We start from the raw sequence: 18,485 nt of genomic DNA, 5'->3' as shown, positions 1-18,485 counted from the left end.
ACTTTTGAGGTATAAAAAAAGATTAAAATGCTTGAAAAAATAATTGCTTTCAGTTTAAAAAACAAACTCATTGTTTTATTATTCACCCTCGGAATTTTTGGATTTGGTCTCTTTTCTATTTTCCAAATTTCAATCGGTGCAGTTCCAGATGTGACTAATAACCAAGTTCAGGTAATCACAACTTCTCGTAATCTTTCTACACAAGATATTGAACAATTTATCACCTATCCAGTTGAGATTGAAATGGCTAACTTGCCTGGAGTAAAGGAAATTCGATCGATTTCGAAATTTGGGTTGTCTGTTGTTACCATTGTTTTTGAAGAAAATCTAGGAACATATCTTCCACGACAACTTATAGCAGAGAAAATCAAAACCGCTTCTGAGAAAATTCCGCAAGGTTTTGGAACACCAGAAATGGGTCCAATTACCACAGGACTTGGAGAAATCTATCAATATACTTTAGAAGTTAAACCAGAATTTAAAAACAATTATTCCGTAACAGATTTACGCACCATTCAGGATTGGGTAGTAAAACGCCAGTTATCCGGAATCAAAGGTGTTGTGGAAATTAATACTTGGGGAGGGTTTTTAAAACAGTATGAAATTGCAATTAGTCCATCGAGTTTAAAAGCGATGCACATATCTACCGCCGATGTTTTTACCGCTCTCGAAAAAAACAACAGTATTGCAGGCGGTGCCTATATCGAGAAAGTGAATCAAAGTTATTTCATTAGAGGTGAAGGAAAAGTAAATTCACTGGAAGATATTGGCAATATTATGGTTACAAATACTAACGGATTACCCGTTTACATCAAGAATGTAGCGCAAATTCGTTATGGTCATGCCAACCGTTTTGGTGCCATCACTGGCAATGGCGAAGGCGAAAAAGTCTTGGGACAAGTCATGATGCTAAAAGGCGGAAACTCGAAACAAGTTATTGATGATGTGAAGAATAGAGTTGCCGAAATGCAAAAATCACTTCCCGAAGGTGTTTACATCAACGGATTTTTAGAACGAAGTGAGTTAGTAGGGAAAACGACTTTTACCGTTGCCGAAAACTTGATTTTAGGATGCTTAATTGTAATTTTTGTTGTGGTGCTATTGCTAGGAAATTGGCGTTCAGGCTTGGTTGTTGCTTCTGTTATTCCGTTGTGTTTGTTGTTTGCTATTTCGTTCATGAATATATTTGGCATCGATGCCAATTTAATGAGTTTGGGTGCGATAGATTTTGGAATTATCATCGATGGTGCTGTAATTATTGTCGAATTTATTGCTTTTCAAATAGCCACTAAATCAGCTCATTTAGGGAATCTTAGTAAGGAAGAACGCCAGTTAGAGATTGACCAAATCACCTATAAAAGCGCTTCCAAAATGATGAATTCGGCTATTTTTGGCCAGTTGATTATTCTGATTGTTTTTATTCCAATTCTATCCTTATCTGGAATCGAAGGTAAAATGTTCAAACCAATGGCAATGACGTTTAGTTTTGCTTTGTTAGGCGCTATGATTTTTTGTTTTACCTATGTACCGGTCGTTTCTTCTTTGTTTTTGAAACCAAAAGAGGAAAATCCAAACTCCTTATCAAGCAGGTTAATTAATAAATTGAATTCGTGGTATTTGCCTATAATTACTTGGGCTATAGACAATACCAAAAAAGTTTTATACGGCGCGCTTGGTCTATTACTGCTGGCATCGGCTCTTTTTGCAACGATGGGAGGAGAATTTATTCCCACATTAGATGAGGGGGATTTTGTGATTCAGCCCGTTTTAAAAACAGGAACGTCATTAACTAAGACGATTGCAATTACTACAAAAATTGAAAAAATAATCCTTAAAAACTTTCCAGAAGTTACTCAGGTTGTCAGTAGAATTGGTGCTGCCGAAGTACCTACAGATCCCATGTCTATGGAAGAAAGCGATGTTATTGTTAAATTGAAACCCAAATCCGAATGGACTTCGGCTTCTTCCAAAGATGAATTGGCAGATAAAATAAAAGAAGCTTTAGAAAATCAAATTCCAAATATGGAAATCGAATTTACGCAGCCGATAGAAATGCGCTTCAACGAATTAATTTCCGGAACGCGTTCTGATGTGGCGGTTAAAGTTTTTGGCGAAGACCTAACAATTTTGGCTGAAAAAGCTGAGGAAATTAAAAATGCAATTGCAAAAGTAGAAGGTGCTTCGGATATTATCATCGAAAAAACAGAGGGCTTACCACAAATGTCCGTAGTTTATGATCGTTCTAAAATTGCTCGTTACGGTTTGAATATTGCTGATTTGAACGAAATGATTGCACTTGGCTTTGCTGGAAAAACCGTTGGAACTGTTTTCGAAGGCGAAAAACGTTTTGATATGGTTGTGCGTTTGGATCAAACCAACCGACGAGATATTGAGGATTTACGTAATTTATACGTTCCAACTCCTAACGGCGAACAAATTCCTTTGCGCGAGTTGGCTTCTATTGAATATACTGAAGGTCCTGCGAAAATTTCCAGAGATAATACCAATAGAAGAATTGTAGTGGGAATCAACGTAAGGAACCGAGATTTGCAGAGTGTAGTTACTGACATTCAGCAAATTGTTGAAAACAAAATCAAATTACCAGCAGGTTATTACGTGAAATATGGTGGACAATTTGAGAATTTACAAAGTGCCAAAGCCCGATTGATGATTGCAGTTCCAATCGCTTTATTTTTGATTTTTATCCTTTTGTATTTTGCATTTGGCTCCGTGAAAGAGTCGTTAATGGTCTATTCAGCAATTCCGTTGTCTGCAGTAGGTGGCGTTCTTTTTTTATGGCTACGTGATTTACCGTTCAGTATTTCGGCGGGTGTTGGTTTTATTGCACTTTTCGGGATCGCAGTATTAAACGGGATAGTGCTCATCGAACATTTTAAAGAGCTCAAACATCAAGGGATGAAAGATATCGATGCATTAATTTTAAAAGGAACTACAGATAGATTGCGTCCGGTATTATTGACTGCAGCTGCCGCCGCATTAGGATTTTTACCGATGGCAATTTCGTCCTCAGCAGGAGCCGAAGTACAGCGACCCTTAGCAACGGTTGTTATTGGTGGATTGTTTACGGCAACTATTTTGACTATGATTGTGTTGCCTGTTTTATACAAAGTTTTTGAGGGTCAGTCCTTCAAAAAAGTAAAGTTTAAAAAGCATCAAAGTGCTTCTTTTATTATTTTGTTATTGTTGAGTACTTCATTTGCTTTCTCGCAAAATTCTAATCCAGAATTGGATAGTTTATTGTCAAAAGCAATTCAAAATAATAAAGGAATTAAAGCGGCTCAATTGCAAGTGGATAAGACTAAAGCCAATATCAAATCGGCCAATACTTTTGATAAAACCAATATTTATTACAGTTACGATCAAAATAATTTGGCATTGAATGAACTGCCTTTGCGTGTTTTTGGTGTGCAGCAACGTTTTGCTTTTCCAACGGTTTACGGAGCGCAGAAAAAAGCTTTTTCTTCTGAATACGAAAAGGAAAAAGCAAATTTTGAAATTCAAAAAAACAAACTTTCTTTGGCTGTAGCCAAATCCTATCAGCACATTGTTTATTTGCAACATCAAGAGAAACTGTATCAGTATTTGGATAGTTTGTATCAAAATTTCTCGAAAGCAAGCGACAGACGTTTTGAATTAGGAGAAACAAATTATCTAGAAAAAATTACGGCTCAAGCCAAGTTTAGGCAAATAAGAACCAAGCTTTCGCAAATTGAGAATAATAAAAAAGCACAGTACGAACTGTTGAAGTCCTTACTTCAAACCGATGAAACTATCGTTGTAAAAAGCAATAAAATAGCACCCTTATCATCTTCTATGGATGAAACAAGTAAAATACTATATACTGCTTATTTAGAAAGTATTACAACTAATTATAAAAGTCAAATTATGTTGCAAAAACAACATTGGCTACCAGATATTAACGTGGATTATTTTCAGGGTAGAAATAATGGATTATCGCAGTCGTTGTATGGTTTTCAAGTTGGAGTTGCTGTACCCATTTTATTCTCAGGACAAGTTGCAAAAAGTAAAGTAGCACAGCTTGAATTGCAAAGTTGGGAACAACAAAAGCAAAATGAAGCCACAAAAATAGAGAAGTACATCACTCAAAAAAAGAATGAATTAGCAAAGCATCAAGAGGCAATAAACTACTACAATTCATACGGTAAAAAATTATCGGATGAGATTATAAAAGTTGGAAATAACAGCTACAAACATGGTGAAATTGATTTTTTCCAATACATTCAAAGTCTAGAAAATGCCACAACCATTCAAGTAGATTATTTAGACACTATTTTGCAATTCAACCAAACCCAATTAGATTTACAATACCTCAATTTTTAATATTTTACCAATGAAAAACGCACTCTATATAATCACTGCATCCCTTTTTTTATTTTCTTGCAAAGAAGTGAAAACGGAAGAATCAGAACCAAAAGATAACGGTTTAATTACTGTATCTGCTACTCAATTCAAAACCTCGGGAATGGAGATTTCGAGTCCAACAGAACAGGATTTTGATGTTACCGTAAAAGCATCTGGAAAAATTGACGTGCCGCCGCAAAACCGAGCTAAAGTGAACACTTTTATGGGCGGTTACGTAAAATCGACAACGCTTTTGGTTGGAAATAGAGTCACAAAAGGACAAGCTTTATTGACTTTACAAAACACCGAATTTCTTGATATTCAAAAAGAGTATATGGAAGTAGCGGAGCAACTAAATTTCTTGAAATCAGAATACGACCGCCAAAAAACCTTGTACGATGAAAAAATCACTTCGCAAAAAAACTACTTAAAAGCTGAAAGCGACTATAAAAGAGCCAAAGCCATGCATCAAAGTTTACGTGCCAAATTGTTGCTTTTGAATATCAATCCTAGAAATGTAGAAAGAGGAATTTTGACTTCAACTATCACTATTTTTTCTCCAATAACAGGCGATATTGTCATTATGAATGCTAATGTAGGTATGTACGTAGCGCCTTCGGATGTGATTTTAGAAATTGTTGATACGGATCACTTGCATTTAGAATTAGCCGTTTTTGAAAAAGATATTTTGAATGTGAAAATTGGACAAAGAATACAATTTAAAGTTCCCGAAGCATCCAAAGAAGTATTTAATGCCGAAGTACATTTGGTAGGGAAATCAATTGAAGGAAATGACAGGACGATTAACATTCATGGACATTTAGACGATGCCATAAAGCAAAAACTGTTGACAGGAATGTTTGTAGAATCTGAAATAATTATCGATTCTCAAAAAGGTTTAGCGATTCCTACTGAAGCATTGGTCACAGAAAACAATAAAAATTTCGTACTTTTAGTCAAGAATGAAAAAAATGGATATTCGTTCCAGAAAGTAAGTGTTATAGTAGGATCGAAGTCTGAAAAGTTTGTCGAAATACTGCCAAACACAGCAATATCAGCTTCATCAAGACTATTAACAAAAGGAGTTTTTGATTTGGTTAATTAATAAAAAATGTAATAATGGACTTGAATAAACTTAAAGATCAGTTACAAACAGAGGTTGATACGGCCTTTTTGTACGATAGTATTGCTGCCATTCAGTCTGATGAAAATCTTTCGAGAGTTTTACTAAGCTTAGGCGAAATCGAGAAAGGAAACGCAAAACACATGTTAGATAAAGTTCGTACAATAGAACCAAATTTCAACATGCCTTTGCCATCTGGTAGAGCAAAATTTCAATTGAAGTTGGGTAAAATTTTTGGATACAGTGCCATAATTAGTTCCTTATCCTCAATAGAAAAGCAGTTTGCCGAAAATTCGGTTCGAAACAAAATCAAAACAGGTGAAAAACCAACTGGTTTTGAGCACAATCACTTAAATATTATTGAGGCTGTAAATAGTAATGCATCTTTAAATGTTTCTGGAGGGTTGTTGTCTAAATTTGAGAGTAGGCATAAATCCGTGGGAGGAAACGCCTTGCGAGCGGCAGTTTTAGGTTCTAATGATGGATTGGTTTCTAATATGAGTTTGGTAATGGGAGTTGCTGGCGCAGCCGTCTCTAATGATACGATATTGTTAACCGGAATTGCAGGACTTTTGGCAGGAGCAATTTCAATGGCGCTAGGCGAATGGCTTTCGGTACAAAGTTTCAGAGAATTAAACCAGCGCCAAATTGATTTGGAAACCGAAGAATTAGAAGCTTCTCCCGAAGAAGAGAAAAAAGAATTAGTTTTATTGTATCAAGCCAAAGGAATGAATGCAATCGAAGCACAAAAATTGGCTGACAAAGCTTTTGAAAATCCGCAAACAGCGATTGATGCCATTATCACGGAGGAATTAGGAATTGACAAAGAAGAATTAGGAGGATCAGCTTGGGAAGCAGCCACAGCATCGTTTGTGCTTTTTGCTATAGGAGCAATTATTCCATTATATCCATTTATGCTTTTAGACGGGAAAAATGCTATTTTATTAAGTGTCGGAAGCAGTGTCGTTGGTCTTTTTGGCATAGGAGCAGCCATCACTTTATTGACAGGAAAAAGCATTTTATTCTCGGGATTCAGACAAGTGGCTTTCGGTTTGTTAGCTGCAGCAGTTACCTACGGAATTGGGTCTTTAATTGGCGTATCCTTAGCAGGATAAAACTCTGAAAATTTAAATAACACTAATAAATACTAACTTAAACTATAAAATTATGAATGATGCACACTTACACCTAGTTGTAAACCATTTTCCTATTATTGGAACAATCCTTGGACTTGGGATTTTAATCGCTGGAATAGTATTAAAAAATAAATCAGTACAAAATACAGCTTATGTATTGTTTGTCGTTGCAGCTGTTTTTGCCTTTTTTAGCATGTCTACTGGTGAAGGAGCAGAAGAAATGGTGGAAGATTTCCCAGGAATTGGAAAAGCAATTATTCATGAACATGAGGAAATGGCCGAAAAACTTGCACTTGTTTTATATGCGCTAGCAATTACATCATTGTTTGGCCTTTATTTTAATTTGAAAAACAAGCCAAAAGCAAAACAAGTTTCTTATGTCGCGACAGTAGTTGCAATCATCGCTGTGTTTTTTGCACAACAAACGGGCACAACAGGAGGCGAAGTTCGTCACACTGAAATAAGAACTGAAAGTGCTGCTGTGGATAGTGACACAGAGAAAATCGTTCCTACAAATGAGGACGAAAAGGAATAAAAATAATATTTTAACAAAAAAGTAATATTTAGTTAAAGTATTAATTGTTTTTTAATTAAAAAAGAATCTATCTTTGCAAAGAAAAATAAAACACATGTTTACAATACAATTACATCATCATCATTTTCATTATTGCTCTCAAGCGATGTGTTAATGGTATGCATGTAAATCATCATATTTAAAAACCCGTTTGAGTACATCAAACGGGTTTTTTATTACCTCACATTGTGCTCAAACATTATCATTCTAAAAAAATAAAAAACAAAAAAATGAGTACATTAAAAATTGCAATTCAAAAATCAGGTCGTTTAAACGAAGACAGCATTCAAATTCTAAAAGATGCTGGTATCTCAATTGATAACGGAATCGACCAATTAAAAGCCGAAGCCTCTAACTTTCCTCTTGAAGTTCTTTATTTAAGAAATTCAGATATCCCACAATATTTGATGGATGGCGTAGTAGATATTGCCATTGTTGGTGATAATTTATTGGTTGAAAAAGGCAGAAATATTGAAGTCATTCAAAAATTAGGTTTTTCAAAATGCAAAGTATCTGTTGCTGTACCTAAATCTTTTCAATACACATCTGTAAAAGATCTTGATGGTATGCGCATTGCTACATCGTATCCTAAAACGGTATTGGATTTCTTTAATTCAAAAGGTGTTACGGTTGACATTCACCAAATTTCAGGTTCGGTTGAAATTGCGCCAAACATTGGTCTTGCTGATGCTATTGTAGATATTGTTTCAAGCGGAAGTACCTTGTTTAAAAATAATTTAAAAGAGGTTGAAGTAATTTTTAAAAGTGAAGCGGTTTTGGCTGTTTCGCCAAAAGTAAGTCCAGAATCTCAAAAAATTATTGACACGTTGAAATTCAGAATCGAGTCGGTTTTAAGAGCTAGAAAGTCAAAATATATTTTGATGAATGTTCCTAATGATAAAATCGAGGCAGTTGGTAAAATTCTTCCGGTTTTACGCAGCTTAACCGTTTTACCGTTGGCACAAGAAGGTTGGAGTAGTGTACACTCGGTAATTGACAAAGATACTTTTTGGGATGTTATCGATCAGTTGAAAGATGCCGGAGCCGAAGGAATCTTGGTATGCCCAATTGAAAAAATGGTCTTGTAAAAACTTTAGAGTGTAACTTATTTTATTAAAAATTCATTGCGAACTTTGCGAAAACCTTTGTGAAATTTGCGGTTAAAAACAATACAATGAACAAAATATACAATCCAAAACCAGAAACGTGGTCTAGTATTTTAGAACGACCTACAAAAACGGTAGATGATATTGAGGCTACTGTAAAAGAAATTTTCAAAGAGGTGCAGAAAAAAGGGGATGAGGCTGTGGCCAAATATACCTCGCTTTTTGATGGCGTTGCAGTAGACACAATGGTTGTTTCTGAAGCTGAAATTCAGGAGGCCATCGCTGCAGTACCGCAAGAGTTAAAAGAAGCAATTGCTTTGGCAAAGTCTAATATTACGGCCTTTCACCGTGCTCAAAAAACAGAGCGTGTGGCAGTTGAGACTGTAGCAGGAGTTTCATGCTGGCAAGAAAAAAGACCTATTCAAAAAGTAGGGTTGTATATTCCGGGTGGAACAGCGCCTTTGTTTTCAACTGTTTTGATGCTTGCAGTTCCTGCTGAAATTGCGGGTTGTAATGAGATTGTTTTGTGTTCACCACCTGATAAAGAAGGCAAAATTAATCCGGCTATTTTATTTGCGGCCAATTTATGTGGCGTAACTAAAATCATGAAAGTGGGCGGAATTCAAGCTATTGCTGGTTTAACTTTTGGTACAGAAAGTATTCCTAAAGTATATAAAATTTTTGGACCAGGAAATCAGTTTGTAACGGTAGCCAAACAATTGGCAACACAATTTGGCGTTGCTATTGATATGCCTGCTGGTCCTTCAGAATTATTAATTGTTGCTGATGATTCAGCGGTTCCCGCTTTCGTAGCATCCGATTTATTATCGCAAGCAGAGCACGGAGCAGATAGTCAGGTAATTTTAGTTTCGACATCAAAAAAATTAATCGATGCTGTTGCTGATGAAGTTGCTACTCAAATTGAGGCTTTGCCAAGAAAAGCCATTGCTGATAAAGCCATTGCCAATTCTAAATTAATTTATGTTGAGAATGATGTTATTGCTTTAGATTTAATCAATGAATACGGTCCCGAGCACTTTATTGTATGCGCTGGCAACGATAATTTCTTCATTGACGAAATACAAAATGCAGGTTCTATTTTTATAGGAAACTATACTCCTGAAAGTGCTGGTGATTATGCATCAGGAACCAATCACACCTTACCAACGAATGGATATGCAAAAAACTATAGTGGTGTAAACTTAGATAGTTTTATGAAAACGATGACTTTTCAAAAAATTAACGAACAAGGAATTCAAGCCATCGGAAAGGCAATTGAAATTATGGCCGAAGCAGAAGGATTGCAAGCACACAAAAACGCAGTTACATTACGATTAAAAGCACTTGAGAATGGAAAATAGTTTTGATATTACTAATTTAGTTCGGGAGAATGTAAAAAACATGAAACCGTATTCATCTGCTCGTGATGAGTTTGAAGACTTTGATACTGCCGAAATGATTTTTTTGGATGCCAATGAAAATCCGTTTGAAAATGGCGTAAACAGATATCCAGATCCACAACAAATGCGTGTAAAGCGCCTTTTAGCAAAACAACGTCGTGTACAAACGAATCAGATTGTATTAGGAAATGGTAGTGATGAAATTTTAGATTTACTTTTCAGAGCATTTTGTGAACCAAATACTGATAACGTGATTACTTTGCCTCCAACTTATGGCATGTACGGCGTTTTATCTAATTTGAATGCCATTGAGAATAGAGAAGTTTTACTTTCTGAGGATTTTCAGCCGGAGATTGAAAAAATCATGGAAGCCGTTGATGCTAATACCAAAATGATCTTTTTATGTTCGCCAAATAACCCAACAGGAAACTCCTTTTCGGATGAAAAAGTAGCGTATTTGTTGCAAAATTTTAAAGGACTCGTTGTTATTGACGAAGCGTATATTGACTTTTCTAAAAAAGAGAGTTGGATCAATGAATTGGATGAATATCCTAATTTGATTATTACGCAAACGCTTTCAAAAGCTTATGGATTGGCGGGAATCCGTTTAGGAATTTGTTACGCTTCTAGCGCGGTTACTACGATATTAAACCGAATTAAACCTCCTTATAATGTAAACGAATTGTCGCAAAATAGAGCGGTAGCAAGACTTGAAGATCAGTCAGCTATTACTACTGAAATTGAGTCAATTATATCACAAAGAGAACTTTTAATTGAAGCTTTATCAGAAGTAAGCTACGTAGAAAAAATTTATCCTACAGAAGCCAATTTTGTTTTGGTTAAAGTGGATGATGCCAATAAACGATATGCTGAATTGATTGCAAAAGGAATTGTAATTCGAAATAGAACTACACAAGCACTTTGTGAAAATACATTGCGTTTGACAGTAGGAACTGAAGAAGAAAATAAAAAATTAATAGTAGCTTTGAGGGGTAATTATTAACCTAAATTCAAACAAAATGAAAAAAACAATTTTAACTTTATTGGTATCGTTATTTTTTGCGGTTGGAGCAGCTGCACAAGAAGCAAGTACAGCAGAAACAGGTAAGATTTATTTTTTACGCTCTACTGGTTTTCAAGGATCTGCGGTTGCATTTAAAACTTTTATTGATGGTGAATTTGTGTGTAAGTTAAACAACAAAAAATACTCCATTCATGAGGTTCCTGCGGGGAAACACGAGTGTTCTGTTCAATTTGGAGGCAAAGTATCCAAAGAAAAAGCAGAGAAATTTATTGTTGATGTACAACCTGGCAAAACAGTTTATGTTCAAATTGTATTTGAATCAGGTATGCTTATAAACAATGTGTATTGCGAAGAAGTAACAGAAAACACTGCTACTAGTAAAATGCAAAACATGAAGGAGGATACTGAGTGTAAATAATACCATTTAGCTTCACTGCTTCGCGTGAGGGATAGCAGTGAAGCTCTTTATACTGCCGCAAAGCAGGGCAGGATAAAAGCGAGAACGAATAGCCCGACCCGACCTTTTTGGAGGGACACGCCATAAAAATCTAAATTTAATACTAAATTAAAACGCAAATATTAATTGAATACTGCGTTTTCGACACTGACAATAATGAAAAAAGTACTCTTTATCGATCGTGATGGAACGATGGTTTTGGAACCGCATGACTACCAACTGGATAGTTTTGAAAAATTAGAATTCTACCCACAAGCGTTTCAGTTTTTGGGTAAAATTGCAAAAGAATTGGATTTTGAATTGGTTATGGTTACCAATCAAGATGGTTTAGGTACCGCCTCTCATCCCGAAGAAAATTTTTGGCCAGTGCATAATTTGGTTATGAAAGCTTTTGAAAATGAAGGTGTTGTTTTTAGTGAAGTTTTGATCGATAAAACATTCCCACATGAAAATGCTCCTACACGCAAGCCAGCAACTGGTTTATTGACTAAGTATATCAATAGTTCTGATTACGATTTGGCAAATTCATTTGTAATTGGAGACCGAATTACAGATGTGGAATTAGCGAAAAACTTGGGTGCAAAAGGGATTTTCATTAACACAGATGAAGCTTTAGGAAGTGACGAAATAGCTTCAAAAAGAGAAGAATTAGATTCGGTTATAGCACTACAAACTACAGATTGGAAAACGATTTATGAGTTTTTAAAACTGGAGGAACGTTCAGCAACCATTTCTAGAAAGACGAATGAAACTGATATTTACATCAATTTGAACCTTGATGGAACTGGGAAGAGTAAAATAGAAACCGGTATTGCATTTTTTGATCACATGCTGGACCAAATTGCACGTCATGGGCAAATGGACTTGGAAATCCTTGTAAAAGGGGATTTAGAAGTAGATGAACATCACACGATTGAAGATACAGCTATTGCGCTTGGGGAAGTTTTTGCAAAAGCATTAGGTAATAAATTAGGTATTGAGCGTTATGGTTTTTGCTTGCCAATGGACGATTGTTTAGCTCAAGTGGCTATTGATTTTGGTGGTAGAAATTGGCTAGTTTGGGAAACCGAATTCAAACGAGAAATGGTAGGTAAAATGCCAACCGAAATGTTCTTTCACTTCTTTAAATCGTTTTCAGATGGTGCCAAAGCCAATATCAACATCAAGGCTGAAGGTACCAATGAACACCACAAGATTGAAGCGATCTTTAAAGCTTTTGCAAAGGCGATAAAAGTAGCTGTGAAACGCGATACAGAAAAAATGATTTTACCAAGTACAAAAGGTATGTTGTAAAAATGTTTCAAGTTTAAAGTTTCAGGTTGACTCGAGCAACTTTAAACGTTAAACTTGAAACTTGAAACAAAAGTGAAATGAAAATAGTAATTATAAACTACGGAGCCGGGAATATACAAAGCATTATGTTTGCCATAGAGCGCTTGGGTTTTACAGCAGTGCTTAGTAACGATTGGAAGGAAATAAAAGCGGCAGATAAGGTTATTTTTCCCGGTGTTGGTGAAGCAAGTTCTGCTATGAAAATGCTTATCGATAGTGGTCTTGATGTATTAATTCCAACTTTGAAACAACCTGTTTTAGGGATTTGTTTGGGTATGCAATTAATGTGTAACAAATCAGAAGAGGGAAATACTGCTGGTTTGGAAATTTTTGATGTAGATGTAGTTAAATTTACTTCAAAAGTAAAAGTTCCACAAATGGGTTGGAATCAAATCTATAATTTGAAATCAGATCTATTCAAGGGAATTGCTGAAAAGGAATACATGTATTTGGTACATAGTTTTTACGCTCCAAATTGCCCTGACGCCATTGCTACTACAAATTATGAAGTAGAATATGCCTCAGCATTGAAGAAAAATAATTTTTACGGAACACAATTTCACCCCGAGAAAAGTGGAGATGTTGGCGAACAAATTTTAGCGAATTTTTTAAAACTTTAAGTTGAGTCTTTTTGACTTTCGACTTTCAAACTTTAAGACTAATTATCATGAGAATAATACCAGCAATAGACATCATCGACGGGAAATGTGTACGTTTGTCGAAAGGAGATTACAATACCAAAATTATTTACAACGAAAACCCGCTTGAAGTTGCTAAAGAATTTGAAGCACACGGAATAGAATATTTACACTTAGTAGATTTAGATGGTGCAAAATCAAGTCAAATCGTGAATTATAAAATATTGGAACAAATTGCAACGCAAACCACTTTAAAAATTGATTTTGGCGGCGGTTTGAAAGCAGATTCCGATTTAAAAATTGCTTTTGAAAGTGGTGCCTATCAAATTACTGGTGGTAGTATTGCTGTGAAAAATAGAGAACTATTCGGAAAATGGATTGCAGAGTATGGTGCGGATAAAATTATTTTGGGAGCAGATGCCAATAATGAAAAAGTTGCTGTTTCAGGCTGGTTAGAAGATTCAAATGAAGATTTGATTCCCTTTATTCAAGACTATCAAAATAAAGGAATTAAGTACGTAATTTGTACTGATATTGCCAAAGATGGTATGCTTGAAGGACCATCGTTTGATTTGTATGCTAAAATTTTGGCCAAAGCCAAAGGAATAAAACTGATTGCTTCAGGAGGAATTTCTACTTTTGATGAATTACCAAGACTAGCAGAATTGGGTTGCGAAGGAACGATCATAGGTAAAGCTATTTACGAAGGACGAATCTCATTGAAACAGTTAGAGCAATACATATTAAGTATGAATTATTAAGCATTAATTATTAAGCATTAATTATGAGTGAGGACGTGATAAGAATAAAAAGTTTTTCTTTTGCCATTAGAATCGTTAATTTATACAAAACCTTAATTAGCAGAAGCGAATATGTGATGAGTAAACAAATTTTACGTTCAGGTACTTCTGTTGGCGCAAATATTAGAGAGGCTAAAAATGCAGAGAGCAAAGCTGATTTTATTCATAAAATGGGTATTTCGCAAAAAGAAGCAGATGAAACTTTATATTGGTTAGAACTCTTACATGCTACAAATTATATTTCAAATGATGAATTTTTAAGTTTAAATAATGATGGCGTAGAAGTTTTGAAATTAATTAAAAGCATAATTATTACGTCTAAAAACAATATCAAAAAAACTTAATAATTAATTCTTACAACTTTATACTTAATTTAAATGTTAACAAAAAGAATAATTCCTTGTCTCGACATTAAAAACGGAAGAACTGTAAAAGGTGTCAATTTTGTAGACTTACGTGATGCTGGAGATCCGGTTGAGTTGGCCAAAATATATTCGGATGAAGGAGCTGATGAATTGGTTTTTCTGGACATTTCGGCAACCGAAGAAAGAAGAAAAACATTAATTGATTTGGTTCGAAAAGTAGCTGCAACTATTAATATTCCATTTACAGTAGGTGGCGGAATTTCCTCTGTTAAGGATGTGGATGTTTTATTGCAAAATGGAGCTGATAAGGTTTCGATAAATTCATCCGCTGTTAAAAATCCGCAGTTGATTAATGATTTGGCACAAAAATTTGGAAGCCAATGTGTTGTTGTTGCAATTGATGCTAAGCAAATTAACGGACAGTGGATTGTACATTTAGTAGGTGGAAAAGTACCAACAGAATTGAATTTATTTGATTGGGCAAAAGAAGTCGAGCAACGTGGCGCAGGTGAAATATTATTCACCTCTATGGATAATGACGGAACTAAAAATGGTTTTGCTAATGATGCTTTGGCCAAACTGTCAGAACTGGTTAATATTCCGATTATTGCTTCAGGTGGTGCGGGAAACATTCAGCATTTTGTAGATTCATTTATTGATGGAAAAGCCGATGCAGCCTTAGCAGCAAGCGTATTTCATTTTAAAGAAATTGAAATCAAAACATTAAAAGAAGCTCTTAAAAATAACAATATTGAAGTACGAATTTAATTTTTTTACTTTAAGACATTCGACTTTACAACTTTAGACTCAAAATTATGAACATAGATTTCTCAAAAAATACAGACGGATTAATTCCAGCCATTATACAAGACAGCGAGACCAAAGCCGTTTTGATGTTGGGTTATATGAATGAAGAAGCATATCTTAAAACTATCGAAACACAAAAAGTAACTTTTTTTAGCCGTTCTAAACAAAGACTTTGGACAAAAGGCGAGGAAAGTGGCAACTTTTTAAACTTGGTTGATATAAAAAATGACTGCGATGGTGATACTTTATTGATTCAAGCAAAACCAGTTGGCCCAACATGTCACACTGGTGCTGATACATGTTGGCAAACAGTGAACAAGGCTGATTATGGGTTTATTTCACAATTAGAGCAAACCATCGAAACGAGAAGAGAAAAAGCTGACTCTGAAAAAAGTTATGTTGCTTCTTTATTCCAATTAGGAATCAACAAAATTGCACAAAAAGTAGGTGAAGAAGCAATAGAAGTTGTAATTGAAGCCAAAGATGATAATGATGATTTGTTCTTAAGTGAAAGTGCTGATTTATTGTTTCATTATTTGATTTTGCTGCAAGCCAAAGGATTCAAATTGAATGATGTTATTGATGTTCTAAAAAGTCGCCAGAAATAATCTAAAAAACTACAAAAGGTATAACCCAATAGAAAATTTAAAATCTATTGGGTTTTGTTTTTTATTTAAAATACTAAACTTGTATATTTAATTTTTGAAAATCAAATAATTAAATACCTGAATCAGTTTTTCAATCTTTTAATAAAATCCACATCTTGCAACAAAACACCAATCATACCGGCTTGTACATTATTCTTACCACAGAGGAAGATGATCTGAGACCGGTATACATAGCAGGAAATTTCAATAATTGGCAAACACAGGACCAATCTTTTGTGATGGAGAAAATGGGGCAAAATAAATACCATTTTAAGTTTCCAAATGATTTCGTTTTTCCTGAAACTCTTTTGTATAAATTTACAAAAGGTGATTGGAGTGAAGTCGAGATTGACGAAAATGGCAATCGAACAGAAAACCGCACAACTGTATTAAGAACAGGAATTCAGCTCGAGTCTGTAGCGCGATGGAGGAAAAATTGGTTGCCCTTTAAGCAGTCGTTTTTACCACAAATACAATTAATTTCAGATGAATTTGAAATCCCTCAACTCCATAAAACACGAAAAATTTGGGCTTTACTGCCACACGATTACGACCAGTCAGAAGAGAGGTATCCTGTCATGTATTTACAAGATGCTCAAAATTTATTTAACGATAATTCTGAATTTGGCAACTGGGAAATCGATAAAAAAATAGCAGTGATGTCAGAGTACAAAATTGGTAAAATTATCATCATTGCTATTGAACACGCTGAAGAAGATCGTCTAAAAGAGTATAATGTGGGTAAAACAATTTTAGGAAAAGGACAAGGTAAAAAGTACATTCGATTTGTTACGGAAACACTAAAACCATACGTTGATGTACATTTTAGAACAAAAAAAGAACGTGAATTTACCGGAATTGGTGGAAGCAGTATGGGTGGATTGGTAAGTATTTTTAGTGGGCTCCGAAATCCTGAAGTTTTTGGCAAGTTGATGATATTTTCTCCTTCGTTATGGGTTGTGCCTGAATTAACTATTAAAACCAATGATCTTCCTTTTCCAGAAACAAAAATTTATTTATACGCTGGCGGAAATGAAAGTAAAACGATGCTAAATCAAGTAAAAAATTTTAAAAATGAATTAATAAAGAGTACATTTATAAATGACTTGAACTTATTGAATGTCAGTATTAATAGATACGGGCAACACAGTGAGCGCTATTGGAGTGATGAATTCCCAAAAGCAATCGAATGGTTGTTTTTTCAACAAAAGTAAATTCAATAAACAATTTGTTATTATAACTAGTTTACAAACATCATTATGAAAATAAAAATCATTCCAGATTTAGAAGCCTTTTCAGGAACAATCTTGATTCCAATATTTGAGAATGAAGAGGTTGATAGAAACACAGTGCTCTTAGAAAACACATCAGTACCATCAACTCTTTTTAGCGGAAAAAAAGATAGCACTTATGCGTTTCAAGATAAAAATAATTTGTGTTTGGCAATTGGTTTGGGAAAGCAAGCCGATTATAAAACAATAAAAACTATTTTTAGACGTGTAGCAGCAAAACAGCAAGATCTGTTAAATGAAGATGTTGCCATACTAATTTCAGAAAATTTTTCTGCAACTCAAGTTGAAGGAATCATTTCTGGCCTTTTATTAGGAACTTATAATTTGGGGCATTACAAAAAGGAGCAAAAGAATCATGCTTTTTTAAATCCGAATTTTATTTTAAACATCGTTACTACCTCAAATTTCAAATTGGCAGCCGAAAGGGGAATTAAAATTGCTCATGCGCAATTGGCAAATTTCCATTTGGTAGATCTGCCACCCAATACCGTTACACCCAAGTATCTCGCCAATTGGGCTGTAGAAAAAGGAAAACAATATGGTTTTGATGTAGTTGTTTTAGGCCATGAAGATGCCAAAATTGCAGGACTTGGTGCTTTTTTAGCCGTAGGTAAAGGTAGTGAACAAGAGCCGCAGTTTGTCATCATGAAATATGTACCAAAGAACGCTAATCAGCCACTTAAACACGTGGGATTGGTAGGTAAGGGCATTACTTTTGACACAGGAGGCTTGAATATAAAAACTGCAGGAATGCTGCATATGAAGTGTGATATGGCAGGTGGCGCAGCTGTATTTGGTGCCATGCAATTAATAGCTGATTTACAACTACCTATTAAAGTAACTGCTATTGTTCCTTGCGCGGAGAATGCAGTAGATTCAAAGTCTTTTTTGCCAAGCGATGTAATTAAAAGCTATAGTGGTCATTCTATTGAAATTATTGATACTGATGCTGAGGGCCGACTTATTTTAGCTGATGCTTTGTCTTACATGATCAAGAATTTTAATCCTGAATATCTAATTGATATTGCTACATTAACAGGTAGTAGTGTTAGTACTTTTGGCTATGAATGCGGTGCATTATTCACAAATAATTCTAAAATAGCAGAGCAATTACAAGTAAATGGGGACGCAATTGGCGAAAGACTGTGGCAGTTACCACTTTGGGACTGTTACAAAAGTGATATTCAAAGTGATATTGCAGATGTGAAAAACTATAGTGGAAAAGCAGTTGCAGGAGCGATTAGTGCGGCTAAATTTTTAGAATATTTTACAAACGAGCATCCTGCTTGGGCTCATTTAGATATTGCAGGCGTTGCATTTGGCGATGATGAATTTGCTAAAAGTAAACACGCAACAGGTTATGGCGTACATTTATTAACTTCATTTGTTGAAAATCTTTAA

16 protein-coding genes are annotated in these 18,485 nt (G+C 35.0%); all 16 read left to right on the top strand.

Annotated features, from left to right (window positions below):
• Window positions 1–27: 27 nt before the first annotated feature.
• The 16 genes from ACXX8U_RS06215 to ACXX8U_RS06140 all read left to right on the top strand — a co-directional run bounded on the left by ACXX8U_RS06215 (window position 28) and on the right by ACXX8U_RS06140 (window position 18,485).
• Complete coding sequence (locus tag ACXX8U_RS06215) at window positions 28–4,362, top strand: CusA/CzcA family heavy metal efflux RND transporter (RefSeq protein ID WP_458565095.1); 4,335 nt, start codon at window positions 28–30, stop codon at window positions 4,360–4,362.
• Between the two features lie 10 nt (window positions 4,363–4,372).
• A complete protein-coding gene (locus tag ACXX8U_RS06210; protein ID WP_458565094.1) occupies window positions 4,373–5,488 on the top strand; it encodes an efflux RND transporter periplasmic adaptor subunit in 1,116 nt (371 codons plus the stop codon).
• Between the two features lie 14 nt (window positions 5,489–5,502).
• Complete coding sequence (locus ACXX8U_RS06205; RefSeq protein WP_458565093.1) at window positions 5,503–6,621, top strand: VIT1/CCC1 transporter family protein; 1,119 nt, start codon at window positions 5,503–5,505, stop codon at window positions 6,619–6,621.
• 52 nt (window positions 6,622–6,673) lie between these two features.
• On the top strand, window positions 6,674–7,177 hold the full coding sequence (locus ACXX8U_RS06200; protein WP_458565092.1) for a hypothetical protein: 504 nt from the start codon (window positions 6,674–6,676) through the stop codon (window positions 7,175–7,177).
• 269 nt (window positions 7,178–7,446) lie between these two features.
• The gene (gene hisG / locus ACXX8U_RS06195; protein ID WP_458565091.1) at window positions 7,447–8,304 is read left to right on the top strand and encodes an ATP phosphoribosyltransferase; all 858 of its coding nucleotides are present in this window, start codon (window positions 7,447–7,449) and stop codon (window positions 8,302–8,304) included.
• An 86-nt stretch (window positions 8,305–8,390) separates the two neighbouring features.
• Complete coding sequence (hisD, locus tag ACXX8U_RS06190; RefSeq protein WP_458565090.1) at window positions 8,391–9,683, top strand: histidinol dehydrogenase; 1,293 nt, start codon at window positions 8,391–8,393, stop codon at window positions 9,681–9,683.
• A complete protein-coding gene (hisC, locus tag ACXX8U_RS06185) occupies window positions 9,673–10,725 on the top strand; it encodes a histidinol-phosphate transaminase (protein ID WP_458565089.1) in 1,053 nt (350 codons plus the stop codon). Before hisD ends, hisC begins: the two co-directional genes overlap by 11 nt.
• Window positions 10,726–10,741: 16 nt before the next feature.
• Window positions 10,742–11,164, top strand: a complete 423-nt coding sequence (locus tag ACXX8U_RS06180; protein WP_458565088.1) for a DUF2846 domain-containing protein — start codon at window positions 10,742–10,744, stop codon at window positions 11,162–11,164.
• A 195-nt stretch (window positions 11,165–11,359) separates the two neighbouring features.
• Complete coding sequence (gene hisB, locus ACXX8U_RS06175) at window positions 11,360–12,496, top strand: bifunctional histidinol-phosphatase/imidazoleglycerol-phosphate dehydratase HisB (protein ID WP_458565087.1); 1,137 nt, start codon at window positions 11,360–11,362, stop codon at window positions 12,494–12,496.
• A gap of 77 nt (window positions 12,497–12,573) precedes the next feature.
• Entirely contained in the window at window positions 12,574–13,155 is a 582-nt protein-coding gene (gene hisH / locus ACXX8U_RS06170; protein WP_458565086.1) for an imidazole glycerol phosphate synthase subunit HisH, read from the top strand.
• Between the two features lie 47 nt (window positions 13,156–13,202).
• Window positions 13,203–13,934 carry a 1-(5-phosphoribosyl)-5-[(5-phosphoribosylamino)methylideneamino]imidazole-4-carboxamide isomerase gene (gene hisA / locus ACXX8U_RS06165; RefSeq protein WP_458565085.1) on the top strand — a complete coding sequence of 244 codons (732 nt, stop codon included), beginning with the start codon at window positions 13,203–13,205 and terminating at the stop codon, window positions 13,932–13,934.
• Window positions 13,935–13,957: 23 nt separating this feature from the next.
• On the top strand, window positions 13,958–14,317 hold the full coding sequence (locus tag ACXX8U_RS06160; protein WP_458565084.1) for a four helix bundle protein: 360 nt from the start codon (window positions 13,958–13,960) through the stop codon (window positions 14,315–14,317).
• 33 nt (window positions 14,318–14,350) lie between these two features.
• Window positions 14,351–15,106: an imidazole glycerol phosphate synthase subunit HisF gene (gene hisF / locus ACXX8U_RS06155; protein ID WP_458565083.1), complete on the top strand. Its 756-nt coding sequence runs from the start codon at window positions 14,351–14,353 to the stop codon at window positions 15,104–15,106.
• Window positions 15,107–15,153: 47 nt separating this feature from the next.
• Complete coding sequence (hisIE, locus tag ACXX8U_RS06150; RefSeq protein WP_458565082.1) at window positions 15,154–15,753, top strand: bifunctional phosphoribosyl-AMP cyclohydrolase/phosphoribosyl-ATP diphosphatase HisIE; 600 nt, start codon at window positions 15,154–15,156, stop codon at window positions 15,751–15,753.
• A gap of 155 nt (window positions 15,754–15,908) precedes the next feature.
• A complete protein-coding gene (locus tag ACXX8U_RS06145; RefSeq protein WP_458565081.1) occupies window positions 15,909–17,006 on the top strand; it encodes an alpha/beta hydrolase in 1,098 nt (365 codons plus the stop codon).
• Window positions 17,007–17,051: 45 nt separating this feature from the next.
• Window positions 17,052–18,485, top strand: a complete 1,434-nt coding sequence (locus ACXX8U_RS06140; RefSeq protein WP_458565080.1) for a leucyl aminopeptidase family protein — start codon at window positions 17,052–17,054, stop codon at window positions 18,483–18,485.

Source organism: Flavobacterium sp. GNP001 (assembly GCF_054343775.1).
The sequence above is the reverse complement of the archived record's forward strand: the minus strand, read 5'-3'. Positions and strand labels throughout refer to the sequence as shown.